This is a genomic window from Paenarthrobacter sp. 4246 (assembly GCF_040546855.1).
In the GTDB taxonomy this organism is placed as follows: Bacteria; Actinomycetota; Actinomycetes; order Actinomycetales; family Micrococcaceae; genus Arthrobacter.
The window spans coordinates 25,083-51,402 of record NZ_JBEPOP010000005.1; the positions used below are offsets into that span (position 1 = coordinate 25,083).

Here is a 26,320-nt window from a genome sequence, read left to right on the forward strand (position 1 = left end):
TACCTTGACTGGTACCCGGCCCGCTTTTGGGTGAAGGACTCAGATTGCGGCCGAGCCGCGCTCTCCGGTCCTGACCCGGACTGCTTCGTAGACATCCACGGTCCACACCTTGCCGTCACCGGCGCGTCCGGTGTTGGAGCTGGCGATGAGGACATCCAAGATGTCGTCGGCCTGCTCATCCGTGGCGAGGACCTCAATGCGGATCTTCGGCAGCAAATCCACGTTGTACTCGGCTCCGCGATACACCTCGGTGTAGCCGCGCTGGCGGCCGTAGCCGCTGGCCGCGCTGACCGTCAGGCCCTGGACCCCGTATGATTCGAGGCCTTCCCGGACTGCTTCAAGCTTTTCGGGACGGACGATCGCTGTAATGAGCTTCATGCCTGGACACTCTCCTTGCCTTCTGCGGGGGTCTTGGCCGCGGCGGTTTCCGACTTTCCAGTCATGGCGTTGTGCAGTGGCTGGAAGCTGCCGCCGTGGCCGTTGACTCCGAATTCGTAGGCCGTCTCAGCGTGGAGGCTGAGGTCGACGCCAACGTTCTCCTGTTCCGTGGAAACCCTGAAGCCCATGGTCTTGTGGATGGCGAAGGCGATGATGGCCGTCATGATGGCCGAGAACGCGATGGCGATGCCGGCCGCTGCGAGCTGGGCCCACATCTGGGTCATGCCGCCGCCGTAGAAGAGGCCGCCACCCACGCCGTCGGTGGGAAGGGCGATGAAGCCCAGCGCCACGGTGCCGATGATGCCGGAGACAAGGTGGACGCCCACAACATCCAGGGAGTCATCGAAGCCCCAGCGGAACTTGAGGCCAACGGCCAGGGCGGAAGCCACACCGGCAACCACGCCAAGCCCAAGGGCCCCGACCGGGCTGACGTTGGCACAGGCCGGGGTGATGGCTACGAGGCCGGCGACCACACCGGATGCTGCGCCCAGCGACGTCGGGTGACCGTCACGGATTCGCTCGGTGATGAGCCAGCCGATCATGGCCGCTGCAGGAGCTGCCAGAGTATTGATCCAGATCAAGCCGCCCTGCTCTGCTGTTGTTGCTGCACCGCCGTTGAAGCCGAACCAGCCGAACCAGAGGATCGCTGCGCCGAGCATGACGAACGGGATGTTGTGCGGGCGGTGGTTCGGGTCCTTGCCGAAGCCACGGCGGTTGCCGATGATGAGGACCAGGACGAGTGCCGCCACACCGGCGTTGATGTGCACCACGGTGCCGCCGGCGAAGTCGATGGCCGGGCCGAGGGCCTTGCCGATGGCGCCTTCGGGACCGAACAGGCCGCCACCCCAGACCATGTAGGCCAGCGGGCAGTAGACCAGGGTCACCCATACCGGAACGAAGATGCTCCAGGCGCCGAACTTGGCGCGGTCAGCGATCGCGCCGCTGATCAGTGCAACGGTGATGATGGCGAAGGTGGCTGCGTAGCCTACCTTGATGAGCCCATCAGGGGTATCGATGCCTTCGAGGCCGAAGGTGGCAAACGGGTTGCCCACGATCTCCATGAAGCCATCGCCGGAGCTCATTGATGCGCCCCACAGCACCCAGACGACGCCCACGATGCCGATGGAGATGAAGCTCATCATCATCATGTTCAAGGCTGCCTTGGCACGTGTCATGCCGCCGTAGAAAAATGCCAGACCAGGTGTCATGAACAGCACAAGCGCCGCCGCCACCATGACCCATACGTGACCTGCGGTAAGTTCCATGGTGCACGTTCCTCTCTTGCTAGATCTGCGGTTCAACCGCTGTCCTGACGCCGTTTGCGTCCTGCTTAAGAGTTTTGTGCCGCCGTGTTTCACCTGCTCGGGTTTTATATTGCGCGCTGGTTACAACAACCTCCCCAACGTAAATGGTGCATATCTCCGGTGTTACGGATATGTTTCAGGCGTCGGACTTCTCTGGAAATCCCCAGTTTTTAACCATCCGGCCCCACATCACCTTGAAGGACCACCCCGTATGACCGAGTCGCCCAGATCCGTGAAAGCTCCAAGGATCCGGCAGGAGAAAGCCCCGTTGCCCCGCGATATTAAGGTGATGTTGGCTGCAGCCTTCCTGATCGCTTTGGGCTTTGGGCTGGTGGCGCCCGTATTGCCGCAATTTGCCACCACATTCGACGTTGGCGCCACGGCTGCCGCTGTGATCGTCAGCATCTTCGCCTTCATGCGGCTGGTGTTTGCTCCGGCAGGCGGTGCCCTGATTGGTCGCTTTGGAGAACGGAACGTCTACGTCTCGGGTCTGCTGATCGTGGCCGTGTCCACGGCGGCGTGCGCGTTTGCCCAGGATTACTGGCAACTGCTGATCTTCCGTGGCCTCGGAGGAGCCGGCTCCGTCATGTTTACCGTGGCCGCGATGGGACTGCTCATCCGCCTCGCACCCCCTGAACGGCGAGGGCGGGTCTCCGGTGCGTATGCCTCAGCCTTCCTGATCGGCAGCGTCCTGGGGCCCGTTGTAGGTGGTCTGCTGGCAGGTTTCGGACTCCGGGTACCATTCCTGGCGTACGCAGGAGCGCTCCTGGTGGCGGCGCTGGTGGTCCGGACCATGCTGAGCGGCGAGGGCAACGCCGCAGAAGATGCTGAGCCAGCCCCGGCCATGACCCTGAAGGAAGCCCTCTCCGACTCCGCTTACCGTGCCGCGGTGTTCTCGAGTTTCGGTAACGGCTGGGTCACGTTCGGCGTGCGCATGGCCACCATTCCACTGTTCGCGGTGGCTGTCCTGCAGTCCAAACCTGAGACGGCAGCCTGGGCTTTGGCCATCTTTGCCGTGGGCAATGCCTTGGCATTGACCTTTTCCGGGCGTTTGGCCGATGCCTGGGGACGGAAGCCCCTGCTGATCCCCGGACTGCTCATCACGGGCGCGGCCACCGGCGTTATCGGTCTCACCACGGACCTGACCGGATTCCTTATCGCTTCTGCGGTGGCTGGGTTCGGATCCGGCCTGTTGGGCCCGGCCCAACAAGCCGCCGTTGCTGATGTCATTGGCAGGGGCCGCTCCGGGGGCAAGGTGCTCGCGGTCTTCCAAATGGCTGCGGACACGGGTGCCATCATCGGACCGGTTGTGGCGGGCCTGCTGGCCGACCAGCTGGGCTATGGCTGGGCGTTTGGCATCACAGGTGGCGTTCTGATCCTCACGGCAGCAGGTTGGTTGCTGGCCCGCGAACCCCTTAAACCCAAAAACTGACTGGCAGCCACGGCGTGCCCTGAGTCCTCAGGGCGTTCCATGCTGCCAGCCAGTTGAGTGCGGAGGCTTTGGACCCGCGCTAGTTGAGCAGTGCGTCCACGAAGCTCTCGGCGTCGAACGGTGCGAGGTCGTCGGGGCCTTCGCCCAAGCCAATGAGCTTGACCGGCACGCCCAGCGATTTCTGGATGGCCACAACGATCCCGCCCTTTGCGGTTCCGTCCAGCTTGGTCAGCACGATGCCGGTGATATTGACCACCTCGGCGAAAACGCGGGCCTGGTTGAGGCCATTCTGCCCGGTGGTGGCGTCCAGTACCAGCAGGACCTCGTCCACTTCAGCCAGCTTCTCGATGACGCGCTTGACCTTGCCGAGTTCGTCCATCAGGCCGGTCTTGTTCTGCAGTCGTCCTGCGGTATCCACCATGACGACATCGACCTCTTGGTCGATGCCGGCTTTCACGGCCTCGTAAGCCACCGAGGCGGGGTCGGCGCCGTCGATGTCCGACCTGACCGTAGGGACGCCTACACGCTGTCCCCACGTGGCCAACTGCTCGGCGGCAGCTGCGCGGAAGGTATCAGCGGCACCCAGCAGGACGTCCTTGTCTTCGGCAACCAGGACGCGCGCCAGCTTGCCCACCGTGGTGGTCTTGCCGACGCCGTTAACACCAACAACAAGCACGACGGCGGGTCGGTCACCCTTGCGCTCGACGTTCAGGGTCCGGTCCATGGAGGGATCCACCAGCTTGATGAGTTCCTCGCGGAGCATCGCCTTGACGTCCTCGGGGCTGCGGGTGCCCAGTACCTTGACGCGCTCACGCAACGCATCAACCAACTGCAGGGTGGGTTCGGTGCCGAGGTCGGCCAGGAGGAGGGTTTCCTCCACCTCATCCCACACGTTTTCGTCGATCTTGTCGCCAGACAACAGAGCCAAGAGGCCCTTGCCCAGGATGCTGTTGGACTTGACCAAGCGGGCGCGCAGGCGGGTCAGGCGGCCTTCAACCGGCGCCGGGGTGTCGATGGCAATGGTTTCGAGCCCGGCGGCATCATCGGGCACATCCGCACCCTCAACAGTTCCGTCAAAGGTGGGAGCCGGGGCTTTCACCGCATCCGGGCGCCCTTCCACCAAGGTTCCGCCGCCCGCTGCCGGCGACTGCAGGGGGTCGTTCGCATCCCGGGTTCCGGGGTACTTCGCTCCGGACTTCCGGGCCTTCAGGAGTACCGGCACGAGTCCGCCGACCACCACGAGGGCAGCGAGAATGGACAGAATTATGGGTAGGAAATCGTTCACTCCCCTACCTTCTCATAAAGCTACGCCCCGGCACCGAGCCTCTGGCTGATGACGGTGGAGACGCCATCTCCCCTCATCGTCACCCCATACAGTGCGTCTGCCACTTCCATGGTCCGCTTCTGGTGGGTGATCACAATCAACTGGCTGGACTCCCGCAGTTCCTCAAAAATCGTGATGAGCCGGCCCAGGTTGGTGTCGTCCAATGCAGCTTCCACTTCGTCCATGACGTAGAACGGCGACGGGCGGGCTTTGAAAATCGCCACCAACAGTGCCACTGCCGTGAGGGACCGTTCACCGCCGGAGAGCAGGGACAGCCGCTTGATCTTCTTGCCCGCGGGCCGCGCCTCCACTTCGATTCCCGTGTTCAGCATGTCGTCGGGATCCGTGAGTACCAGCTTTCCCTCACCGCCGGGGAAAAGCCTGGCAAAGACGTGGTCGAACTGGGCGGAGGTGTCGGCAAAGGCCTCAGTGAAGACCTGCTGGACCCGGGCGTCCACCTCTTTGATGATGTCCAACAGGTCTTTGCGGCTGGATTTGAGGTCTTCGAGCTGCGAGCTGAGGAACTGATGGCGTTCTTCCAGTGCGGCAAACTCCTCCAGTGCCAGGGGGTTCACTTTGCCCAAGGCAGCCAGCTCCCGCTCAGCCTTTCTGAGTCTTTTCTCCTGCTCAGCCCTGACGAAAGGAATGCCTTCCACGACTGCTTCACCATGCTCATCAACTGGTGTCCGGAGCTCTGCCCACTTGTCGGTAGTGGTTCCGGCGGGCACTGGAACAGGCAGCCCGGGTCCGTAGTCTGCCACGAGTTGTTCGGCGGAGAGGCCGAGTTCCTCTATGGAACGTGTCTCCAAGGCCTCGATACGCAGGCGCTGCTGGGTTCGCGCCATCTCGTCCCGATGCACGGAGTCCGTCAGTTCGGCCAGCTCCTTAGCCAAGGCCTCGTTGCCGGTCCGGACGAGCGTCAGTTCCGTCTCCAGCCGTTCCCGCGTCTGCTCTGCGAGGTCGCGCTCCCAGCCGGCGGCCTCCACCGAGACATCGATGAACCTCAGGGCCTGTTCCACAGCTGAGGCCACTGCTGCCGCACGCTGCGCCTGGGCTCGGCGACGCTGGGCCCTACGGGCCGCCTCTTCACGGGCGCGCCGTTCCGTTGCGGCCGCCCGCTCAAGGGACGCGGCACGGTTGCTGATGGCCCCCAGTTGCTCTTCTGCCGTCCTGAGGGCCAGGCGGGCTTCTGTTTCGAAGGAACGGGCCATCCTGGCTTGCGCGGCGAGTTCGTCGCGCTGATCCGTGGACGGCTCCTCGTCCGGGGCCTCCTGTGCGGCGGCGAGCCGTTCCGCGGCGACTTCAAGATCCAGTTGGGCTTCAGCGATATTGGCTTCGGCCTTGGCCATGGAGGCGGCCAGCCTGTCGCTTTCGCCCACGGCACTGCGGAGAACGGAATTGAGGTGGCCCAGGCGCTCCGCCACTGCCGCCAGACGGGCATCGGACTCGTGCAGGCGTTCAAGGGCGGCGTCGGCCCTGTCTTGCGCTTCAGAGCGGCGGGACTGGGCGCCGGCCAGGGCAAAACGACCCCGCTCCAAACGGGATGTGACCTCCTGGAGGCGTGCATCGGCGTCGTCCACTGCTGCCTGGACTTCAAGCAGCGACGGCGCTGTGGCCGAACCGCCGGTGACGGTCAACGCCGTAAAAACATCGCCCTCGCGCGTGACCGCTCTAAGTTCCGGGTGTTCGTTGACGAACGCTGCCGCGGTCCGAAGGTCATCAACGACGGCGGTCCCCACCAGCAAGGCCAACGCCCCTTGGGCTGTGGGATCGGAAATCTTCACGACGTCCGCAGCCCAACGGCTGCCGGAGGGAAGCAGCACACCGGCGCCATCGTCAGCACCGCCGGCAGATCCGCCGGACAAGAGCAATGCTGCGCGGCCGGCGTCGTTGTCTTTCAAAGAGGCAATGGCTGCCAGTGCGGCATCAGCACCTGCCACCACCAAGGCGTCCGAGGCACTCCCCAGAGCCGCAGCAATGGCAGCCTCAAATCCCGGCTCGATGGCCACCAGCGCAGCCAGGGGCCCAAGAACGCCCCCGGCCGAAAGCAGGCTGCCGGAGCCGTCCTTGCGGTTGAGTCCCAGTTGAAGGGCATCCCGGCGCGCCGTCAAGGCATCCCTCTCGCGGACAGCCTCCCGTTCCGCAGCTTTGAGTTCCTCAATTTCGGCCAGGACGGCGTCCAGGACATCGTTCGCATTTTCGTAGTCGGCGTCCAAGCTCTCCTCGCCGTCCTCAACGCCTGCCACCTGGGATTCAAGGGCCGTGAACTCGCTCTGGGCCTTGCGGCGACGTTCATCGCCGGACGCGAGGGATTCCCTGAGCCGGCCACGTTCAGCTTCGGCGGCTTCGGCCCTGGACCTGGCGGCTGCCACTTGGCCTGCAAGCCTGGCGAGCCCTTCCCTGCGATCGGCAGCGGCGCGCAGCATGGCCGTGAGTCTCTTGTCTTCAGCGGCCGCCAGCGATTCAGCAGCGTCCTTGGCCACCGTGGCTTCAAGAAGTGCGGCTTGCTTCGCCAGGATGTCGTGCTCCAGGGCAGACTCTTCCTCGCGGACCCGGGCGGCTTGGCGTTCCAGCTGCTCCGGGTCCCGGCCCGTATCTGCCGCGGCCTCGGAGGACCCCAGAAGCCGGCGACGTTCAGAAGCAAGGGATCCAAGGGAACGCAACCTCTCCCGGCCGGCAGAGAGCTGGTACCAATGATCGCGCGCGGCGTTGAGCTTCGGGGTTGCTTCGGCAGCCTGCTGTTCCAAGGCAGCCTGGCGCCGACGTCCGGTCCCCAGTTCCGCCTCCACCACCTGGCGTCGTTCCTTCAACGCGGCTTCGTCAGCAACATCCTGTTCAAGACTTGAAGTGAGCTGCACCAGGTCATCGGCCAGGAGGCGGGCCCTGGCATCCCTGACATCGAACTGGACCGTCTGGGCACGGCGGGCGATTTCCGCCTGCTTGCCCAGGGGAGTCAATTGGCGCCGGATTTCCGCAGTGAGGTCGCCGAGCCGTGCCAGGTTGGCCTGCATGGCTTCGAGTTTGCGGACGGTCTTTTCCTTGCGGCGGCGATGCTTGAGGATTCCTGCGGCCTCTTCAATGAAACCCCGCCGGTCATCCGGCGTGGCGTGCAGGACCCTGTCCAGCTGGCCCTGTCCCACGATGACGTGCATTTCACGGCCCAGGCCGGAATCGGACAGGAGTTCCTGGATGTCCAGGAGCCTGCAGGGTGCTCCGTTGATGGCGTATTCGGAGCCGCCGGTCCGGAAAAGTGTCCGGGAGATGGTGACTTCGCTGTAGTCGATGGGGAGCGCGTTGTCCGCGTTGTCTATGGTGAGGGAGACATGCGCACGGCCCAGAGGCGGCCGGCCCGACGTGCCGGCGAAGATGACATCCTCCATCTTGCCGCCGCGCAGGGTTTTGGCACCCTGCTCCCCCATCACCCATGCCAAGGCATCAACCACATTGGATTTGCCCGACCCATTCGGACCGACGACAGCAGTGACGCCGGGCTCAAAGTCGAACGTCGTAGCCGACGCGAACGACTTGAATCCTCGGACAGTCAAACTTTTCAGGTGCAAGGCGCTTCGGTTCTCCTGGGTGGCCCGGGTGGTTGTATCCCCTAAATCTACTGCCGTTTGAGCGAAATCTACGGATCTGTTGCCGGAACGCCTTGTGGTGGGCAGGCCACACCCCTACACTCCTGCCAAGGGCAACTTGACCTGTTCGTTCCGGTGATCCGGCGGCAGCATGAACTTCGGTTCAGCCACTTCCGGATCCGGTCCCGATCTTCGGAACGTCGAGACAAGTGCATAATGCCCTCTGTTCCATAACTGAAGATCTTGGTTTGACCCTGGCTGGGGAGCGGCAAGCAGGGACCGTGCGCTGAACGGCGGTCCCGTCTACGCATTTTTGGCGCACCACCCCCCAGGAGTTCTGATGCCCGGTCCCTCTGCTACCCGACCCCAGCGAGTCCTCAAGGGCTTCCTCGTACCCCTGGTCATAGCCATGGTGGCCGCGCTTCTGCCCTTGGCAGCCCCCGCTGCGGTGGCGGCAGGTCCCTGTGATCCCGTGGTGAACGCCGTGGTGTGCGAGAACTCCAAGACCGGAAGTCCACCCTCCGAGTGGGATATTGATGGTGCCGGCGACGACACAATCCAGGGATTTTCCACGGAAATCAGTGTCAACGCCGGCCAACCCATCCGCTTCAAGGTGGATACCAACGCGTCCAACTACACCATCGCGATTTACCGGACAGGCTGGTATGCGGGCAACGGAGCCCGAAAGATCGCCGATGTCACGCCTTCAGTCCTCCGGCAAAACCAGCCAGCTTGCCGGACTGATGTCACCACCGGAATTTACGACTGCGGCACCTGGGCGGTATCTGCAACGTGGCAGGTACCCTCCACAGCCGTGTCAGGGGTCTACATAGCGCTCCTTCGACGTCCCGATACGGGCGGCATGAGCCACATCACGTTCGTCGTCCGCAACGATGGCAACCGTTCTGCCGTGGTCTTCCAGACCGCGGACCAGACCTGGCAGGCCTACAACTCCTACGGCGGGGCTGACTTTTACCAGGGCGTGAACGGCCGCGCCTACAAGGTCAGCTACAACCGTCCCGTGGCAACCAGGGGAGGTCCGGATGGCCGGGACTTCTATTTCGCCAACGAATACCCCATGGTGCGTTTCCTGGAACAGAACGGCTACGACGTCAGCTACATCAGCGGCCTCGATGCTGACCGCAACGGCGGAGAATTGCTGAACCACAAGGTATTCCTGTCAGTAGGACACGACGAATACTGGTCAGGTCCCCAACGTGCCAACGTCACGGCGGCGCGGGATGCAGGTGTGAATCTACAATTCCTTTCGGGCAACGAAATGTACTGGAGGACACGGTTTGAGCCATCGATCGTTGACGGTGCCGCCAACCGGACGTTGACCTGTTACAAGGAAACATGGGCAAATGAAAAGATTGATCCCACTGCCCAGTGGACGGGCACGTGGCGTGATCCCCGCTTCGCGGCCCAGGCCAACGGCGGCGGCCTGCCCGAGAATGGTCTGACAGGCACGCTGTATATGTCCAACTTCTCAGACCTGCCCGTGACGGTGTCCGCCGAAGAAGGTAAGACCCGGTTGTGGCGCAATACACCTTTGGCGGCGCTTCCCGCCGGTTCATCCGCAGCGCTGGCTCCCCATACTGTGGGATACGAATCAAACGAAGACCTGGATAATGGATTCCGTCCAGCAGGTTTGATCCGGTTGTCCACCACCGTGGGAAACGTTCCACAATATCTCCAGGACTTTGGAAACACCGTGGCTCCGGGGACCACCACGCATAATCTCACCCTGTATCGGGCAGCCAGTGGCGCGTTGGTCTTCTCGGCGGGCAGCGTCCAGTGGACCTGGGGCCTGGACCAGATGCACGACGGCAATGGTGCTCCAGCCGACACCCGCATGAGGCAGGCGCAGGTCAACATCCTCGCCGACATGGGCGCGCAGCCCGCTACGCGGGCGGCAGGACTGGTCGCTGCCGTCGCCAGCACCGATACCACCAAGCCCACCGCCGCCATCTCCACGCCTGCCAACGGCGCCACCGTGGCGCACGGCAGCAGCGTCACCGTAACCGGCACGGCCACAGATGTGGGCGGAGTGGTAGCCGGTGTCGAAGTTTCCACCGACGGCGGTGCCACCTGGCACCCCGCCAAGGGCAAGCAGAGTTGGACCTATACATATATCCAGAAGGGCCTCGCTACGGCCACTATCCAGGCGCGGGCCATCGACGACAGCGCCAACATCGGTGCCGCCGTCACCAGGAACCTGACCCTCAGCGGACCGTACAGCGTATTCGGCCAAACAGTTCCTGCGGTCAAAGACTCAGGTGACGGTGGAGCCTACGAAATGGGTCTGCGGTTTACCCCGTCAGTGGACGGCTTTATCACCGGCGTCCGCTTCTACAAGAGCACCGCCAATACCGGCACGCACACCGGCTCATTGTGGAGCGCAACCGGCGAGCGCCTGGCGACAGCCACGTTCACCAATGAAACGGCCTCCGGCTGGCAAACAGCCCTGTTCAGCCAGGCCGTGCCTGTTGCGGCCGGCCAGAAATATACGGCGTCCTATTGGGCACCCAATGGCCACTACGCCACCAAGGACTATCAATGGGCGAGTTTCGGTTCCACCGACGCGCCTTTGAAGGTTGCTGGTGGTTTCGGGGCTGAACCGGCGGGCGTCTACAGCACCTCGCCAGGATTCCCCACCACCAGCTTCAACGGTGGCAACTACTTCGCGGACGCGCTCTTCAGCACGGTAGACAGCTCCCCCATGACCGTCTCGGGCCACACGCCCATTCCGTCGTCGTCGAGCGTGTCCGTGAACACCAAAGTTAGTGCTGTCTTCTCCAAGCCCGTCACGGCAGCAAGCGTCCAGCTGACGTTGCAGTCACCGTCGGGACCTGTGGCCGGCACTACGGCGTACGACGCCGCGACGCGGCGGGCGACTTTCACGCCGTCGAACGCCCTGGCGTTCAGCACCCAATTCACAGCGACGTTGTCAGGCACCGATTCGATCGGCGGCCCGGTCACTGCCGGCGGGACGTGGTCCTTCACCACTGCAGCGACGTTGCCTGTTCCGGGTTCTTGCCCGTGCAGCCTCTTCGATGATTCCGTCACACCCGGGATCGCCGAACTGCGTGAAGGCGTGCCGTTGACGCTCGGTGTGAGATTCTCCAGCGTATCGGCTGGTGAAGTGCTGGGTATGCGCTTTTACAAGTCCGCGGGGAACACGGGTACCCACAACGGAGCCTTGTACACCGCGGCAGGCCAGCAGTTGGCCACGGTGGCATTTACCAACGAAAGTTCCTCCGGATGGCAGACGGCGATGTTCAGCCAGCCAATACAGATGGCTGCCAACACGGAATACATCGTTTCCTATAAATCGTTGACGGGTACCTACTCGGCTACCGCCAACGGCTTCGGGTCCGGGCTCAGTGTTGGACCATTGAGGGCAGCATCTGATGCCGGCGCCTATGCCTACAGCGGTGACTTTGCCGCTTCCCGATCGACCGCCAGCTACTTGGTGGACGTCGTAGTGACAGTGCCGAACCCACCGTTCACGGTCGGCTCTCATTCGCCGCTGCCGAACGCTTCAAGTGTTCCGCTGAACACCGCGGTCAGCGCAGTGCTGTCCGAGGCAGCAGTGGCATCCAGCGTCGGTTTGACGGTGAAAGTGACCGGAGGCACGGCTGTAGCCGGCACGACGGCCTACGACTCTGCTACCCGCAAAGTCACCTTCACCCCTACCGCTCCGCTGGCTGCAGGAACCTCCTACACGGCGACGGTAACGGCAACGTCAGTCTCCGGACAACCGATGTCCGCCGGCGGAACCTGGACGTTCACGACTGTTCCCCCACCGCGTACCCCCGGCGTTTGCCCCTGCACGCTCTACCAAGACACCGTGACGCCCACAACGCCCGACGCCGATGACGGTGTCGCGCTGTCGCTCGGCGTCCGGTTCGCCAGCGATACGGCGGGCCAGATCACCGGGGTGCGCTTCTACAAGGCGGCCGGCAACACGGGAACCCACACCGGTTCGCTCTTCACGGCAACGGGACAACTCCTCGCAACTGTTACTTTCACCAACGAGTCAAGCACTGGCTGGCAAACCGCAACGTTCAGCCAACCTGTCACCATCGAAGCCGACACTGAGTACGTCGCTGCGTACAAGACTCCCACCGGCAAGTACTCCTACACCGCCGGCGGATTTGGTGCAGGTTTGACGAGCGGACCTCTGCGCACTGCCAATGACTCAGGTGCCTTCAGCTACAACGGCGACTTTCCCGGAGCATCGTCCACGGCCAGCTATCTGGTGGACGTAGTGTTCGCTACGCCCGCCCAGCCCCTGACGGTAACCGAGCAGGTCCCTGCCCCTGGCGCCACGGGCATTCCTACGGACGTCAAACCATCCATCACCTTCTCGTCCGCCATCAACCCAGGAACATCGTTCACCCTGACAGCGAACGGCACTCCGGTAGCCGGTGCAGCTGCCCTGTCTGCGGACAGCCGGACCGTCACCTTCACCCCCACCGCGGCTCTGCCCAACAGCACGGTGATTTCGGCCAGCGTGAGTAACGTCGTCTCCCAGCAGGGGCAGTCGTATCCGACTACCATCTGGCAGTTCACTACTGCGGCACCCACCGTCCAGGTGTCCACGATCTTTGGATCGCTGACGCCCCAGGTAGTTTCCGCGTCCGACTTCATGCCTGTTGAACTCGGAACCGCCTTCAGTGTTTCGCAGGCAGGGAACGTCACGGGCATACGCTTCTACAAGGGGGCGGGCAATACCGGCACCCATGTTGGATCGCTGTGGAACTCGGCAGGTACGCGGCTGGCGCAGGTGACCTTCACCAACGAAACGGCCACGGGCTGGCAAACTGCCACCCTCTCCGCACCAGTCGCATTGGTGACAGGCCAAACCTACGTGGTGTCCTACAGGGCACCCAATGGCCGCTACTCCTACACCTCTGCGTTCTTCAACCAGACCTACACAAGCGGGGTGTTCACGGCCAGCGGCCCGAACAACGGCCGTTACCGGTATGGATCCGGGGGCGTCATGCCAACCAACTCCTGGAACGCAACCAACTACTTTGTGGATGTGGTGTATTCCACCACTGCACCGGCCCAGCAGCAGGCTGCACCCTCTCCGTCGCCCACAGCTACTCCGACGGCCACGCCCACACCGTCACCCACGGCAACGGCGACGGCTACCGCTTCCCCAAGCCCCTCGCCTAGTCCGACTCCCAGTCCAACGCAGACAGGTGGGTTGCTCTGCGGGTTGCTGGGTACCTGCTGAGGCCAGCAGTATGCCGCCACCGAATACTCACCTTTCTTGAGAGATCTTTTCGGCAGAACGAAGGAGGACGTGCGCGAGTGTAAGACCAACGACGCACCATACAAGAGCGGCCCAAGGAAATGGTTGCGCTCTACATAATCAAAAACATAGATAGTTGCACAGCTGCGCAAAGCCTCATCAGTCTCAATAGTTCTCCGATTGAATCCACCGATGCCAAGACCGACAAGGTAGAGGTCGGCCTTGGCATCACTTCGGCAACTTCAACATTCTTTTCGAAAGCAGTCATTGCTTTCTCCTTGTTCAGTTTTGCCCGCAGATAGCGTGACGTGACGCACGGTAACACCAAAGGCGATGTTTGACACTTCATTAGATTTGGAGGATCCCAGTTGTCTTAAAATCTGAGAAGTATGCATGTGACTTGCATAACTATTGAGTTTATGAATCACATCGCGCCTGCTGTGGGCTTGTAATTTAATAGCCCATCTAACGCATTTGATTTATGCCAAGCGGCAGGTGCCGGCGCGCAGGAGCAGATGTCCTGCTCGCGGTGAATGACCCGCGCCAAGCTGGCTCAGCGAACAACGCTTGGAGACCACGCGTGGGCGATGAACAGGCTCGGCTGTGAGCCCGGTGCGGTGCCCAACTGCCAAATGTTGCTGTCGCCTTCCACTGCATCATCTGCCAAGCCATAGAGCAGGTTCCGGTCGTCCAGCCATTCGATCTGGTCATCCACGCTGCGCTTCTCTGGAAGAACCGTTTCCTGACCGGACCCGAGGTCAAGGACGGCGACCTTCCAATGGGCGACCAGACCGCCGCCGTCGTTCTTCTTGTAAGCGATCCGGGTGCCGTCAGGCGAGATCGACGGGCACTCCACATGGTCATGGATAGCGGTGAGGGTCTTCGCGGACAAGCTCCCCCGGACCAGCCAGATACGGCCCGACGATGCCGCTGTGGCGTAGAAGACATCGCTCTGTCCAGGAGCAAACGTCACCCCCCAAATGTTCCTGTCCGTGGCTACCAGGCGCTCACCGTTGACCAACAATGCGAAGTCCTCAAGGTTTCCGGATGTGCCCCCGGGCAGGCTGATCTCAGTGGCTGTGGAAAATCCCGAAGTAGCGTAGGAGTGACCCGTGACAAAAACGGTAGTGGCAATCATGGAGCCGTCAGCGCTGACCCTGGTCCTGCTCGGAATGCCCGGGAGTGGCCATGTGCGTTGGATCTTCCAGTCGTGGTTCATGACTGCTGCTTCGAAGGCGGTCACCAGCCCGCGGTTGGTCTTCAGGCACACCACGGTATCGGCCGTTCCATAGACGCGGTCGCACTCTTGTTCACTCACCGCACGGGTACCGCCCGGAGCGGACAGGGGCACAGTTGCAACATTGCCATAGCCCTGGCCTGAGGCCGTGTTCCGGAAGAGGACAAAAGGAGCAGCCGGAAGTGGCTGGCCAGCAGTGACACCCACGGACGAAGCCGCAGTCCTGCTCTCTTCGAACCGCTGGTAAGCGCCCACGGCATAGATCCCGGCTGCTGCCAGTACCAGTGCTGTCACGGCGAGGAGAACGCCCCACCGCGCCTTGCTGTCGGTCAGTGTCCCACTCATGCCCCGCTGCCCACGTCCTGGTGTGCGGCTGGCCTGGCGCTCCGCAGGATCACGGTGACTGCCACCACTGCACAGGCCAGGAGTCCACTGGCCACCACCATGGCTGTCGGCGCACCCACGGCATACCAGAGCACGCCAAAGCCCGCAGAGGCGGTCATCCGGCTCAGCGCCACCACCGTTTGGGCTGAAGCAATTCCCGTAGCAAGCTTTCCCGCCGGTGTGAGTTGGCTGGCCAAGGCGGCCAGGACACCATCGGTTGCGGCGTAAAACGCTCCCAAGAGGATCAGGCAGCCCACAGTGCCCCACAATCCACCGAAAGGCGCCGCAGCGAGAAGGTATGTTGCCAGCAAGGCGATATGTCCGCCCACGAAAACCGGAATTTTGCCCACCCTGTCAGCCAGCCGTCCCAGGGGAATTGCGAGGGCAAGGAACACCACATTGGTCCCGACGAACAGCAACGGGAACCACTGGACGGCGAACGAATCCCTGGCCTGCAAAACCAGGTAAATGAAGCCGTCGCCGATGGTGACCACACCCAAAAGGCCTGCGGCGATCAACAGCTTGCCCAGCCCCGGTTCCTTCAAATGGCTCCACGAAAAGGCGAAGAGCCGTTTGCCCTCCCGGCCCTCAGTACTCTTCAGGCCATGGGCACGGATATCCGGCACGACCAGCGCCAGGACCGCGACCCCGATCACTGCGAAGGCAAGAGAGACCACGAAGACTGTGCTGAACCCATTGGGAATCATCAACAGGACAAAGAAAGCGATCAACGGCCCGGCAGCCGCCCCAATATTGTCCAGCATTCTGTGAACGCCAAAGGACCGCGCCAAATGTTCCTGTTGGGCGGACACCGAGATCAGTGCGTCCCGCGGTGCCGTCCGAATGCCCTTGCCGATCCTGTCGCCGGTCACGATTGCCGCAATCGCCCAGAAACCGCCGGCAAAGAGGAAACCTACTCTCGCGAGCATGGAAAGGCCGTAACCAGCCAGCGCTATCCGTTTGGGATGCCCGCTGCGATCCGCTGCCCACCCGGCCGCAATCCTGACGATGGCACTGGCCCCTTGGTTGATGCCGTCGATGAAGCCAAACGCGATAGTGGACAGCCCCAGAAATCCCGTCACATACAGGGGAAGGATTGCCGTGACCGATTCGGAAGAGACATCCGTAACCATGCTCACGATGCCCAACCACAGGATAACCGGGGACAAACGGAACGGCACCTCCGCTGCCAGTGCCGTTGCGTTGTTCCGTGGCTTGTCCCGTTTACCGCCGCTGCGGTCTGAGAGCGAAATGTACATCGGTTCCCCTACTCCGCCGTTGTGTGCAGGCTGCCCAGTAGCTGGAAGCGCGAGCTGCCGGTTCCTGTGGTGGACACTGAAACCGTGACCGTGTCAGCGCCCCGCACAAAGCGCGCCGCCACCGCGCCGTCCGCGGCCGGCGCCTCCTCGGTCCAAAAGCCGTGTGACACCAACGATTGGCGGAAGAAGTCCAGGACTTCAGCCCGCGGCTTGGCGATAATGCCGTCCGCTGTCAGCTGGAGGATGTCACCGGACGTGGAAACGGAGGTAGACCCAATTGTGGTCCCGGCTGGGAGCGAGAGGACGCCGTCGGGCCAGCCGTCCACCAGCTCACCCGACGCACTGCCGGGCTCAGGGAGTGCACCAGTGATCAGCGGCGCCGGCGCGGAAGGTTCAGGCAAACCTGTTGGCGTGGCCGTGACAGGAGGGAGGACTTCGAGGGGCTTGGCAGTAGACGGCCCGGCATTGTCCTCTGCGCCGCCGGTCCCGCTGCCGCTTCCCTCGGTTGCACTGCCCCCGGTTGCACTGTTCGCAGCGTCCGACGCCGTACTGCCGGACGTCGGCGCGGTCGTGCCGCTGGAACCGGCGCCGGCATCAGGGCGCGAACTGGACGACGGAGGAGCTTGCGCGGACGTGGCTCCGGGCCTGGCCAGCTGGTCGAACACTATGGCCACGGCGGCAATGAGCACAGCAAGGCAGATACCTGCTATGACCAGCCGCCGCGCCATCATGGCTTGCCTGGACCGGCTGGGCCGCGGTAGTGGACGTTGGATCCTGCATCAAGAACGGCCGCGGGTAGAAGTGACGCCACCCGGATTGAGGTGGCGTTGATCCTTGCGATGGCGATTCGAAGCGCCAAGCTGTTCATGGGGACAGTCTGCCATTGCGATCCGGATTCCGGAACAGTTTTGGCCCTACCATCGTCCGTTCCGTGGCCGGGGTTGGCATACCGGACACGTATAGGAGGAACGGTTCATGAACTGTTCCCTTTTCATGACACTGTGAAGGCCGATTGCCTCGCAGCGGCTGCACAATTCGCCGGCACGCCCGTACGCGTTGAGCGAGCGTGCAAAGTAGCCGGAGTCTCCGTTGACATTCACGTAAAGGGAGTCGAAGCTGGTTCCTCCAGCGGCCAATGCGGCGTTCATGACGTCCTTTACCGCTTCAACCAGCCTCTCAGCATCCGCCCGGCGCATGGTGTCCGTAGCCCTGGCGTAGTGGAGACGTGCGCGCCATAGGGCTTCGTCCGCGTAGATATTGCCGATGCCCGAGATGACTGACTGGTCCAGGAGCGCCCTCTTGATGCCCGTCTTCCGGTTCTTGATCTTTCGGTAGAAGGCGTCGAAGGAAAAATGCGGATCCAGCGGATCCCGGGCAATGTGGGCCGCTTCCTCTGCGATCTCCGGCAGGGGTGTTTCTCCCAAACCACCGGGGCCGCCGTCCGGCGTCGGTACCAAGGACGTCACGAACAGGCCGCCGAAAATCCTTTGGTCCACGAACCGCAATTCTTCCGGCATGCCTTCCACCGGGCTGAGCTTAATCCTGACCTTGAGGTGCTTTTCGTCCGAAACCTCCGGGTCCTGCATCAGCAGTTGGCCGCTCATTCCCAGATGGGCCATGAGAGCCACCGCAGGGGGGTCGTCAGCGGGGCCTGTTTCGGTGTCAGACAAACCAGGCATGGCAAGGGGCATCCAGAGGAATTTGCCTCTCCGCACCACATCCAGCACCGTGGCGTGTTCCAGGTTCCCGATGAAATCTTCCGTTCCGAGCGCATGCCGTCGGATGGACCGCGGATCAAGGACATCGACGCCGGTCACCGAACGGCCGCGGACCCAACGCGCCAAGCCGCGGCGTACTACCTCTACTTCGGGAAGTTCAGGCATCGGGGCTCAAGCGGAAGCAGGACCGGCAGCAGTCGGATCCAAGGCAGTCAGAGCACGCCAGGCATCAGCGGCGGCTTCCTGTTCCGCTTCCTTCTTGGAATGACCCGAGCCCCGCCCGTAGGGGGTTCCGCCGATGTTCAGTACGGCTTCAAAAGTACGGGCATGGTCCGGTCCGGAACCTTCCACGGCATAGTGGATGGCTCCCAGTTGCCTGCTGGCAGTCAGTTCCTGGATGCTCGTCTTCCAGTCAGTTCCGGCGCCAAGGGCTCCGGCGTCCTTGAGGAGCGGACCCACCAGCCGCATCACTAATTGGCGGGCGGTCTCCATGTCGTTGGACAGATAGGTGGCGCCAATCAAGGCTTCCATGGTGTCGGCCAGGATGGAGGCCTTGTTCTTACCGTCGGTCAGCTTCTCGCCTTGCCCTAGGTAGATGAACTCGCCAACGCCAATTTCCCGGCCGATCCCGGCCAAGGCGCGCGTACTGACGACGGCGGAGCGCCGCTTTGCGAGTTCGCCTTCAGGCAGCGTGGGGTTCTCACGGTACAGAGAGTCAGTAACGGAGAATCCCAGGATGGAGTCGCCGAGGAACTCGAGGCGCTCGTTGGTGGGAATCCCGCCGTTCTCATACGCATATGAGCGATGTGTTAGAGCAAGACGAAGCGTCTCGGTGTCAATGGAGACACCGAGACGCTTCAGAAGCTCTTCAGTTGAAGACATCCTTGGTCAGCCTGTACGGCAGATTAGGCGTCTGCGACCTTGCGGCCCTTGTATTCAAGGAACAGCGCGGTGCCGGCAGAGTCAGTAACGACCTTTGCCTGGTGCGGCAGGCTGTAGGTAACCTGACCGTTTTCGATGGTCTTGACCAAGTTGGGGGCAGTTGCCTTCCACTGGGCACGGCGGGCGCGTGTATTTGCGCGAGACATTTTCCGCTTGGGAACAGCCACGGCTATCTCATTTCTCTCTTAGACGAACACTTACTAATCGGTTTGCCGGTCAGTCTTAGCCAGATCAGCTAGGGCAGCCCAGCGAGGGTCAATGACCTCGTGGTGGTGCCCCGGCTCGTCTTCCAGGCGCGCTCCGCATTCGGAGCACAGACCCTGGCAGTCTTCCCGGCACACCGGCTGGAACGGCAGCATAGTAACAACTGCGTCCCGCAACACCGGCTCAAGATCGATTAGATCGTACTCGACTCGACGTTGCTCTTCATCGTCTTCTCCGCCCGAAAGCTCTACGCCTTCATAGAAGAAAAGTTCTTGCACATTGACTTCAAGGTCATACGCAAGGGGATCCAGGCATCGGCCACACTCGCCGGTTACATCGACGATTACGGTGCCGGATACCAGAATTCCTTCGTGTACGGCCTCAAGGCGAAGATCCAACTCGATGTCCGAGCCTTCCTTCACGCCAATGAGCGCCACACCAAGGTCACTTGGCGCAGGTACATGCTCGTTGAGTGTCCGCATGGTCCCTGGACTGCGTCCAAGGTCCTTGACTACCAGCGCCAAGGGCGAACTTGCATCTCGCTTAATGAGAACTCCTGTAGAACATATGACCGACGTACCATCTTAGCCTGATCACGCTTGAGGACTCAAACTGACTCCGGGCGCGCACAAATGCGCGATGGTTTCAGCTTGGGGCACTCCGCGTAAGGGCGCGAGGTACCCATCAAGACTACCCCTTGCGCGGGTGTTCCGTTGCAGGCTCGCCAGCGAGGAGACGTTTCAGCACAGACTTGGGAACGAAATCCGAGATGTCCCCTCCCAAAACGTTCACCTCTTTGATGAGCGTAGAAGACAAGTGAACATAGTGCGCTTCAGCAGGAAGGAACACAGTTTCCACACCGGCCAGCTGACGGTTCATGGTGGCCATGGGCAATTCGTAGTCGAAATCGGACGATGAGCGGAGGCCCTTAACGATGGCCGATATGCCCCGATGGCGGCAGTACTCAGCCAACAATCCCTCTCCCATGGGCTCCACGATGATTCCGCGAAGGGATGCCAGCGTTTCGCGGGCCATTTCCATGCGGTCTTCCAGGCTGAACCGGTACTTCTTGGCGTAGTTGGTGGACACAGCCACAATGACTTCGTCAAAGAGGCCGGCCGCCCGGGCAATGACTTCGAGATGTCCGTTGTGGATAGGGTCAAAGGATCCAGGGCATACCGCTCGTCTCATGAGACGAACCTACCCCATAGCTTTGCCGGGATACCATGGCAGACATGGCATCCGCAGGCAGCAGCCCCTTCCTCGACACGAGCGCCGGCACCACCCCGGGTACCAGAACAGCACCGTGGCAGCGGGCCGCAACCGGAGCCAATCTACTCTCACCCGAAGGAGGGCTGGGAGTGACCATCTTCGAGGAGATGACCACACTTGCCCTCTCCACCGGAGCCATCAACCTTGGCCAGGGGTTTCCTGACGAAGACGGGCCTGATGAGATCAAGGCAGCAGCCCAATCCGCCATAGCGTCCGGGGCCAACCAATACGCACCCGGCAAAGGCCTTCCCGTCCTAAGGGAAGCGATCACGGCACACCAGCAGCGCTTTTACGGCCTGGCCCCGGACCCTGACACCGAGGTCCTTGTCACCACCGGAGCAACGGAGGCGATCGCGGCAACACTGCTCGCCTTCACCCAGCCGGGTGACGAAGTCCTGACCTTCGAGCCCTTCTACGACTCCTACGGCGCCATCATTGGCATGGCAGGTGCCACGCACGTCACCGCTCCCCTGCTGGCACCGGACTTCCTCCCTGACCTCTCTGCCCTTGAAAGCGTCTTCAGTCAGCGGACCCGCATTGTCCTCCTCAATAATCCGCACAACCCGACGGGCGCCGTCTTTCCCCACCATGTCCTGGCGAAGATCGTGGAACTCGCTGCCAGACACGATGCCATCATCGTCAGCGACGAAGTCTACGAGCATTTGACCTTTGGCGTGGACCACATCCCCGTCACTTCCCTCCCTGGGGCATCGGACCGGACCATCACCATATCCTCGGCCGGCAAGACCTTTTCCTTCACCGGCTGGAAAATCGGCTGGCTCAGCGGTCCTGAACACTTGGTTTCTGCTGTGCGCACAGTGAAGCAGTTCCTGACCTACAGCTCGGGGACACCCTTCCAGGGAGCCATTGCAGTCGGCCTCGGCCTTCCCGACGGGTTCTATACCGGCATTGCCGGTACGCTCCAACACAAACGCGACATCCTGGCCGAAGGGCTGCGTGCGGCAGGGTTCGGCGTGTACATCCCCAGCGGCACCTACTTCATCAACGTGGACACCGCCCCCTTGGGGATCCGCGATTCCGTGGACCTTGCGCGGCGCCTGCCGGGAGTGGTGGGAGTTGCCGCAATTCCGGTTCCAGTCTTCTGCCATCCGGAGGGAGCCGAGCGCACCCGCAGCCTGCTGCGCTTCGCTTTCTGCAAAAGGACATCCGTCCTGGAAGAAGCCGCGGAACGCCTCGCCTCGCTCAAGGACCGGCTCTGAGTACCGCCGGCTCCGGACACCACGTCGCCTCGCGCTACCTCCGGACAACCGGGCAGCACGCCACCATTGACGCAGATACCCTCATTGAGGGCAGCTTCGTCCTCAGCATCGGCGGGGCCGAGCAATCACACGTCAACCTCGCGGATCCGCGGGAGATCTTTTATGAGTACCTGCGCAGGATCGGTCATGTGGTGGATTTGGCTGCGGCGCCCGGGGCACCCATCCGCGCACTGCATCTGGGCGCAGGGGCGTTGACCCTTGCCCGCTATATCCAGGCCACCCGCCCGGGTTCGGCACAGTATGCCGTTGAACTGGAACGCGAACTCCTGGACTTCGTGCTCCACAAACTGCCCATGCCCGACGGCACCACGTTGACTACCCACATTGGCGACGCGCGCGACGCGTTGGCGGAGCTTGACGCCGAGGTGACATTCGACGTCGTGATTCTTGATATCTTCTCCGGACCAGAGGCCCCGGCACACATCGCGTGCACAGAGTTCTACGAGGAAGCTGCCGCACGGCTGGGCCCTGACGGGGTCTTGATCGTCAACGTGGGAGACGAACCCGCCCTGACCTTGGTTCGGAGCCAGGTGACGGCCCTGCGTGAGGCCATGCAGGATGTTGCCGCCGTCGCGGAGACGGGCATGTTTGAGGGCCGATACCCCGGCAACATCATTCTTGTGGGCACACGCAGACGGTGGACGCCGGAATGGACGGTGGAGTTACTGGCCCGCGGACCGCATCCTGCCGCTGTCCTCACCGGGATGGACCTGGACCGGATCGCCGGCTAAGGTTCCGGTCCCGCCCCCCCTAGGCCAGCTCGACCCGCTAGGCCGGTTCGGCGAACCATAGCTTGGTTTCGCCGTATTTCTTGTCGGCGAAGCACTCCATGGTCTCAGGCCACTCCGGTTCCGGGCTCCGCGAACTCCGCTCGACAACCACCACGGCGCCATCATCCAAGTGCGGCGCGAGTTTTGCCAACACCTCGCTCAGGGCCGGTTCGTCCAGGGGGTACGGCGGATCGAGGAAGACCAAGTCCCACAACCCGCCCTCACGTGCCCGCTCCAGGAACGATTCCACCTTGGAACGGTGGACCGAGACCTTCTTGCTGCCCAGGAGCTGGTTCACCAAGTCCGCGTTGCGCTGGCAGACGTCGCTCGCCTTGGCGTCGAACTCCACCAAGTCCACGCTGCGCGCGCCCCGGCTGGCGCTCTCAATCCCCAGGGCTCCCGAGCCAGCGTAAAGGTCCAGGACACGGGCATCTGCGATGACCGCCAAGGATTCCAGGCGGGAAAAAAGAGCTTCCTTGACCCGGTCGGTCGTAGGCCGCGTGGCCGTTCCGGGGACGCTGGTCAGCGGGTTCCCACCGCCGACTCCTGCAATGATCCGGCTCACAGGATTGCTCCGGGAGCTAACGCACCTTGCTGGCCGCCATTCCCTGGGTTTCTATCCGCGTTCAAGGAACGCCTCCTTTTCAGGGTTCAAGTATTCGTCGATGGCTGCGGCAAGCCCCGGCTGGTGCTGGAGGGTGGGGTCATCTGCGACAAAGCCCTGAGCGTCCGTGCGTGCGCGGGCAATGATGTCCTCATGCTCCAGGACACGGAGCAGCTTCAGCGTGGAGCGCCCACCGGATTGCGAAGCCCCCAGGATGTCGCCTTCGCGGCGCAGCTTCAAGTCTTCCTGCGACAGTTCAAACCCGTCTGTGGTTGATGCCACCGCCTCAAGCCGCCGGCGACTCGGGTGCCCGGGTTCCAAGGTGGTCACCAGCAAGCAAGTGCCGGGCAAGCCGCCCCGCCCTACACGGCCGCGAAGCTGGTGAAGTTGGGAAATTCCGAAGCGGTCGGCGTCCAGGATCACCATCAGGGTGGCGTTGTGGACATCCACACCCACCTCAATGACGGTGGTGGAAACGAGCACTTTGACCTGGTTGTCGGCAAAGGATGCCATGGTCTCGGACTTCAGCTGCGGGTCCTGCCGGCCATGAAGCGGCGCCACTGGGACACCGGCCAGGGCTGGCTCCTGCAGAAGTCTCTCGACGACGGCTGTCACCGATGCGAGCTCCCGCGCCGATCCTTCCTCCGCGAGGTCGGCGTCGCTGGGTTCGGCCTCTCCCGGACTGAAATCGCCGTCGTCGTCCGTTCCAATCTTGGGGCACACCACGTACACCTGGTGGCCCGACTCAACCTCCTCACGCGACCGTTTCCAAATACGATCCACCCAGCCGGGGTTCTCCGCCAGTCCCACCACATGGGTGGAGATGGGGGCCCGACCAGCGGGAAGCTCATCCAGGATGGACGTCTCAAGGTCTCCGAAAACCGTCATAGCCACGGTGCGGGGAATAGGGGTTGCTGTCATGACCAGCAGGTGTGGCGGCCGTTGGGCCTTGGCCCGCAGGGCGTCACGTTGCTCAACGCCGAAACGGTGTTGCTCGTCCACCACAATCAAGCCGAGATCCTGGAAGCTGGTCTTGTCACTCAGCAAGGCGTGGGTGCCAATAACGATTCCGGCATTGCCCGAGGCAGCGTCCAACATGGCCTGCTTGCGCGCCGCGGTGGGCATGGAGCCCGTCAGCAGCGTCACGTGGACGGATTCCTGCGCCGGGTCCCCGCCGAGCATCCCGGCCCCGCCGAAGACATCGTCACGTGCCAACGATCCCAACGTCCGGCGAATCGAGTGGAAGTGCTGTGCCGCCAACACTTCCGTGGGTGCCAACAGCGCAGCTTGGCCGCCGGCATCCACCACCTGCAACATGGCCCTGAGGGCAACAACGGTTTTTCCGGAACCCACTTCACCCTGCAACAGCCGGTTCATCGGCGCATCCCGCGCCAATTCTTCAGCAAGCGTCTTTCCGACAGCGGACTGGCCGGCAGTCAGGGTAAAAGGCAGGTTCCGGTCAAAGCTGCTGAGCAATCCGTCGGTGCGGGGCCGGCGTGCGGTGGCTTCCTCGGCTGCAAGTTGGGCGCGCCGGCGCGCGAGGGCCGTCTGCAGGACCAATGCTTCCTGGTACCGGAACCGCTCCTGCGCCCGTTGCCAGTCCTTGGCGGTCTCCGGCGAATGGATCAGGCGATAGGCTTCAGCCACGCTGAACAACCCGTCCCTGCGAACGATGCTCGCTGGAAGTGGGTCTTCCACGTCGTCAAGGTCCATGGTCTGGAGCAAGGCCGTGATCACCTTGTGGATGGACCAGCTGGTCAGTTTGGCGGTTGCCGGATAGACAGGGATGGGCATCGCGGCAAGCTTTTCGGGATCCATGGAACCTTCAGCTTCCGGGTCCTCGTCCAGCAGCAGAAAGTCCGGGTTGGTAAGGCCAAGTGAGCCACCATAGCGGGTGACCTTGCCGGAGAACATGGCCCGCCGGCCTGTCTGAAGTTCCGCTTTGGCCCTGAAACCGTTGAAGAAGCTGACCTTCAACGTGCCCGGAGCGCCGCTTCCACCGGCTTCGTCCGTCACCACAACATCAGTGATGGAGCCGCGGCGGGCCCTCATCTGGCGAGTGCTGTTGGACAGGACCCGTGCAATCAGGGTGACTTCCTCATCCAACGGAAGATTGCTGATAGGGGTCAGCTCGCCACGGCTCAGATACCGGCGCGGGAAGTAGTTGAGCAAGGAACCCGTGGTTTTGAGGCCCAGGTGCTTTTCGATGACTGCCGCGGACCGCTTGCCGATTCTGCGCTCGAGGGGTAGTTCCAGCTCAGTCATCATGCCGTGGCTGGCCTGTGACGCTGGGTTCCTGTGACGTTGGTGCCGTTCCATCACCGCTGGGCAACGCCAATTGGCTGACAGCGATGTCGGTGGGCTCACCCAGTGACCGGATCAGGGCCACTGCCGGCTCGGGATCTGGAACGTGAACGTGGACCCTCCACCGATAGCTTGCTTCAACCGTGGATTCCTCGTCCTCGTCATTCTGGCTCCGGGCACCGCCAACCTGGCTCATGATGACCGAATCACCCATCTCATCCAAGCGCTGCCTCAGGATGGCTGCATTCAAGGGGGAAAGGTTGATGGTGCACATGACTTCCACGCCGTCGTCGGCCGGCATGCGCTCATGGATGTGGGGGTCCTGCAGCTTATAGCCGTGGAGCCCGTCCAGGAGTTCGTCCTGGAGTTCTTCGCCCAGGACTGCAGAACGCAGGCAGTCAAGGATCAGCAGCATGCCAACGCCCCCGGCGTCCACCACGTGGGCTTCCTGAAGTTGAGCGAGCTCGCCCTCCGTTCGGACAACTGCCTGGTAGGCAGCTTCCACGATGGCGTCAAGGGCGAGGCCCAGGGCGTGGTTGCTGTCGTCCGAGTTTTGGGAAGCATCCACGGCCTGCGCAGCGTCCGATGCAGCTTCCAGGACCGACAGCATGGTTCCGGCTACCGGCTCGCTTAACGCGGACCATGCCCGGATCTGGGCCCTGTTCAGCGCTGTGGCGAGCAACGGTGCACTCAGCCGCGATTTGCCGGCCAAGGGTTCAGCAGTGGCACACAGGAAGACAGCGAACAGCGTGCCCGAATTACCCCGTGCTTGCTCCATGGCAGCTTGGCCGGCACGCCACAAGACTGCGCCGACGTCGTTACCCGTTTCGGTACTGTCCGGGGCTGCGCCGTCAAGGGCGGACACCGCTGCGCGAACCGTGAGGTAAAGGTTGGTGCCGGTATCGCCGTCGGCTACGGGGAAGATGTTGATCGCGTTGAGGCGATCGCTGTGGTTGCCGAGGACCACCTCCGCCTTGCCGAGCCAACGCTTCATGGCGTGCGCA

The 26,320-nt window shown here is 62.6% G+C and carries 21 protein-coding genes; 4 read left to right on the forward strand and 17 right to left on the reverse strand.

Annotated features, from left to right (window positions below; genetic code table 11):
• Positions 1–39: 39 nt before the first annotated feature.
• Both ABIE35_RS10520 and ABIE35_RS10525 read right to left on the reverse strand, forming a co-directional pair.
• Positions 40–378, reverse strand: coding sequence for a P-II family nitrogen regulator (locus ABIE35_RS10520; protein WP_089595433.1), 339 nt, complete (start codon positions 376–378; stop codon positions 40–42).
• Positions 375–1,703 carry an ammonium transporter gene (locus ABIE35_RS10525; protein WP_354514732.1) on the reverse strand — a complete coding sequence of 443 codons (1,329 nt, stop codon included), beginning with the start codon at positions 1,701–1,703 and terminating at the stop codon, positions 375–377. The genes ABIE35_RS10520 and ABIE35_RS10525 overlap by 4 nt, the downstream gene beginning before the upstream one ends.
• Before the next feature lie 250 nt (positions 1,704–1,953).
• On the opposite strand from ABIE35_RS10525, the gene ABIE35_RS10530 reads away from it, so the two are divergent.
• Entirely contained in the window at positions 1,954–3,174 is a 1,221-nt protein-coding gene (locus ABIE35_RS10530) for an MFS transporter (protein WP_354514734.1), read from the forward strand.
• Positions 3,175–3,253: 79 nt separating this feature from the next.
• Here the strand turns inward: ABIE35_RS10530 and ftsY are convergent, their stop codons facing one another.
• Complete coding sequence (gene ftsY / locus ABIE35_RS10535; protein ID WP_354514736.1) at positions 3,254–4,459, reverse strand: signal recognition particle-docking protein FtsY; 1,206 nt, start codon at positions 4,457–4,459, stop codon at positions 3,254–3,256.
• 20 nt (positions 4,460–4,479) lie between these two features.
• Complete coding sequence (gene smc / locus ABIE35_RS10540) at positions 4,480–8,058, reverse strand: chromosome segregation protein SMC (protein ID WP_354514738.1); 3,579 nt, start codon at positions 8,056–8,058, stop codon at positions 4,480–4,482.
• A 358-nt stretch (positions 8,059–8,416) separates the two neighbouring features.
• On the opposite strand from smc, the gene ABIE35_RS10545 reads away from it, so the two are divergent.
• Entirely contained in the window at positions 8,417–13,324 is a 4,908-nt protein-coding gene (locus tag ABIE35_RS10545) for a DUF4082 domain-containing protein (RefSeq protein WP_354514740.1), read from the forward strand.
• A 130-nt stretch (positions 13,325–13,454) separates the two neighbouring features.
• Here ABIE35_RS10545 and ABIE35_RS10550 read toward each other — a convergent pair whose 3' ends face one another.
• The 10 genes from ABIE35_RS10550 to coaD all read right to left on the reverse strand — a co-directional run bounded on the left by ABIE35_RS10550 (position 13,455) and on the right by coaD (position 20,277).
• Positions 13,455–13,610, reverse strand: coding sequence for a hypothetical protein (locus ABIE35_RS10550; protein ID WP_354514742.1), 156 nt, complete (start codon positions 13,608–13,610; stop codon positions 13,455–13,457).
• Positions 13,611–13,895: 285 nt separating this feature from the next.
• On the reverse strand, positions 13,896–14,924 hold the full coding sequence (locus ABIE35_RS10555) for a TolB family protein (RefSeq protein ID WP_354514744.1): 1,029 nt from the start codon (positions 14,922–14,924) through the stop codon (positions 13,896–13,898).
• Positions 14,921–16,144, reverse strand: coding sequence for an MFS transporter (locus tag ABIE35_RS10560; protein WP_354515208.1), 1,224 nt, complete (start codon positions 16,142–16,144; stop codon positions 14,921–14,923). The genes ABIE35_RS10555 and ABIE35_RS10560 overlap by 4 nt, the downstream gene beginning before the upstream one ends.
• Before the next feature lie 86 nt (positions 16,145–16,230).
• A complete protein-coding gene (locus ABIE35_RS10565; protein WP_354514746.1) occupies positions 16,231–16,953 on the reverse strand; it encodes a hypothetical protein in 723 nt (240 codons plus the stop codon).
• A complete protein-coding gene (locus ABIE35_RS10570) occupies positions 16,950–17,090 on the reverse strand; it encodes a hypothetical protein (RefSeq protein WP_354514748.1) in 141 nt (46 codons plus the stop codon). Before ABIE35_RS10570 ends, ABIE35_RS10565 begins: the two co-directional genes overlap by 4 nt.
• A gap of 46 nt (positions 17,091–17,136) precedes the next feature.
• Complete coding sequence (gene mutM / locus ABIE35_RS10575; protein ID WP_354514750.1) at positions 17,137–18,105, reverse strand: bifunctional DNA-formamidopyrimidine glycosylase/DNA-(apurinic or apyrimidinic site) lyase; 969 nt, start codon at positions 18,103–18,105, stop codon at positions 17,137–17,139.
• A gap of 6 nt (positions 18,106–18,111) precedes the next feature.
• On the reverse strand, positions 18,112–18,822 hold the full coding sequence (rnc, locus tag ABIE35_RS10580; RefSeq protein WP_354514752.1) for a ribonuclease III: 711 nt from the start codon (positions 18,820–18,822) through the stop codon (positions 18,112–18,114).
• Positions 18,823–18,845: 23 nt separating this feature from the next.
• Complete coding sequence (rpmF, locus tag ABIE35_RS10585) at positions 18,846–19,049, reverse strand: 50S ribosomal protein L32 (RefSeq protein WP_011775139.1); 204 nt, start codon at positions 19,047–19,049, stop codon at positions 18,846–18,848.
• A gap of 33 nt (positions 19,050–19,082) precedes the next feature.
• The gene (locus ABIE35_RS10590; RefSeq protein ID WP_089595442.1) at positions 19,083–19,610 is read right to left on the reverse strand and encodes a YceD family protein; all 528 of its coding nucleotides are present in this window, start codon (positions 19,608–19,610) and stop codon (positions 19,083–19,085) included.
• Between the two features lie 166 nt (positions 19,611–19,776).
• On the reverse strand, positions 19,777–20,277 hold the full coding sequence (gene coaD / locus ABIE35_RS10595) for a pantetheine-phosphate adenylyltransferase (protein WP_159702284.1): 501 nt from the start codon (positions 20,275–20,277) through the stop codon (positions 19,777–19,779).
• 35 nt (positions 20,278–20,312) lie between these two features.
• Here coaD and ABIE35_RS10600 point away from each other — a divergent pair, with 35 nt between their 5' ends.
• Positions 20,313–21,578, forward strand: coding sequence for an aminotransferase class I/II-fold pyridoxal phosphate-dependent enzyme (locus ABIE35_RS10600; protein ID WP_354514755.1), 1,266 nt, complete (start codon positions 20,313–20,315; stop codon positions 21,576–21,578).
• Complete coding sequence (locus ABIE35_RS10605) at positions 21,575–22,369, forward strand: spermidine synthase (RefSeq protein ID WP_354515210.1); 795 nt, start codon at positions 21,575–21,577, stop codon at positions 22,367–22,369. The genes ABIE35_RS10600 and ABIE35_RS10605 overlap by 4 nt, the downstream gene beginning before the upstream one ends.
• A 37-nt stretch (positions 22,370–22,406) precedes the next feature.
• Here the strand turns inward: ABIE35_RS10605 and rsmD are convergent, their stop codons facing one another.
• Genes rsmD through ABIE35_RS10620 form a run of 3 tightly spaced genes read right to left on the reverse strand, consistent with a single transcriptional unit; the run spans position 22,407 to position 26,310 of the window.
• A complete protein-coding gene (gene rsmD / locus ABIE35_RS10610) occupies positions 22,407–22,973 on the reverse strand; it encodes a 16S rRNA (guanine(966)-N(2))-methyltransferase RsmD (RefSeq protein WP_354514757.1) in 567 nt (188 codons plus the stop codon).
• Between the two features lie 51 nt (positions 22,974–23,024).
• Complete coding sequence (locus tag ABIE35_RS10615; RefSeq protein WP_354514759.1) at positions 23,025–25,280, reverse strand: ATP-dependent DNA helicase RecG; 2,256 nt, start codon at positions 25,278–25,280, stop codon at positions 23,025–23,027.
• Positions 25,270–26,310: a DAK2 domain-containing protein gene (locus ABIE35_RS10620; RefSeq protein WP_354514761.1), complete on the reverse strand. Its 1,041-nt coding sequence runs from the start codon at positions 26,308–26,310 to the stop codon at positions 25,270–25,272. Before ABIE35_RS10620 ends, ABIE35_RS10615 begins: the two co-directional genes overlap by 11 nt.
• Between the last annotated feature and the right edge of the window lie 10 nt (positions 26,311–26,320).

Excerpts from the sequence above, each read along its gene's own strand:
- ABIE35_RS10620 (WP_354514761.1), bottom strand. The coding sequence starts at position 26,310 with ATGAAGCGTTGGCTCGGCAAGGCGGAGGTGGTCCTCGGCAACCACAGC.
- mutM (WP_354514750.1), bottom strand. The coding sequence starts at position 18,105 with ATGCCTGAACTTCCCGAAGTAGAGGTAGTACGCCGCGGCTTGGCGCGT.
- ABIE35_RS10550 (WP_354514742.1), bottom strand. The coding sequence starts at position 13,610 with ATGACTGCTTTCGAAAAGAATGTTGAAGTTGCCGAAGTGATGCCAAGG.
- ABIE35_RS10530 (WP_354514734.1), top strand. The coding sequence starts at position 1,954 with ATGACCGAGTCGCCCAGATCCGTGAAAGCTCCAAGGATCCGGCAGGAG.
- ABIE35_RS10570 (WP_354514748.1), bottom strand. The coding sequence starts at position 17,090 with ATGAACAGCTTGGCGCTTCGAATCGCCATCGCAAGGATCAACGCCACC.
- ABIE35_RS10520 (WP_089595433.1), bottom strand. The coding sequence starts at position 378 with ATGAAGCTCATTACAGCGATCGTCCGTCCCGAAAAGCTTGAAGCAGTC.
- ABIE35_RS10565 (WP_354514746.1), bottom strand. The coding sequence starts at position 16,953 with ATGATGGCGCGGCGGCTGGTCATAGCAGGTATCTGCCTTGCTGTGCTC.
- ABIE35_RS10555 (WP_354514744.1), bottom strand. The coding sequence starts at position 14,924 with ATGAGTGGGACACTGACCGACAGCAAGGCGCGGTGGGGCGTTCTCCTC.
- rnc (WP_354514752.1), bottom strand. The coding sequence starts at position 18,822 with ATGTCTTCAACTGAAGAGCTTCTGAAGCGTCTCGGTGTCTCCATTGAC.
- ABIE35_RS10615 (WP_354514759.1), bottom strand. The coding sequence starts at position 25,280 with ATGATGACTGAGCTGGAACTACCCCTCGAGCGCAGAATCGGCAAGCGG.
- ABIE35_RS10600 (WP_354514755.1), top strand. The coding sequence starts at position 20,313 with ATGGCAGACATGGCATCCGCAGGCAGCAGCCCCTTCCTCGACACGAGC.
- coaD (WP_159702284.1), bottom strand. The coding sequence starts at position 20,277 with ATGAGACGAGCGGTATGCCCTGGATCCTTTGACCCTATCCACAACGGA.
- ABIE35_RS10525 (WP_354514732.1), bottom strand. The coding sequence starts at position 1,703 with ATGGAACTTACCGCAGGTCACGTATGGGTCATGGTGGCGGCGGCGCTT.
- ABIE35_RS10545 (WP_354514740.1), top strand. The coding sequence starts at position 8,417 with ATGCCCGGTCCCTCTGCTACCCGACCCCAGCGAGTCCTCAAGGGCTTC.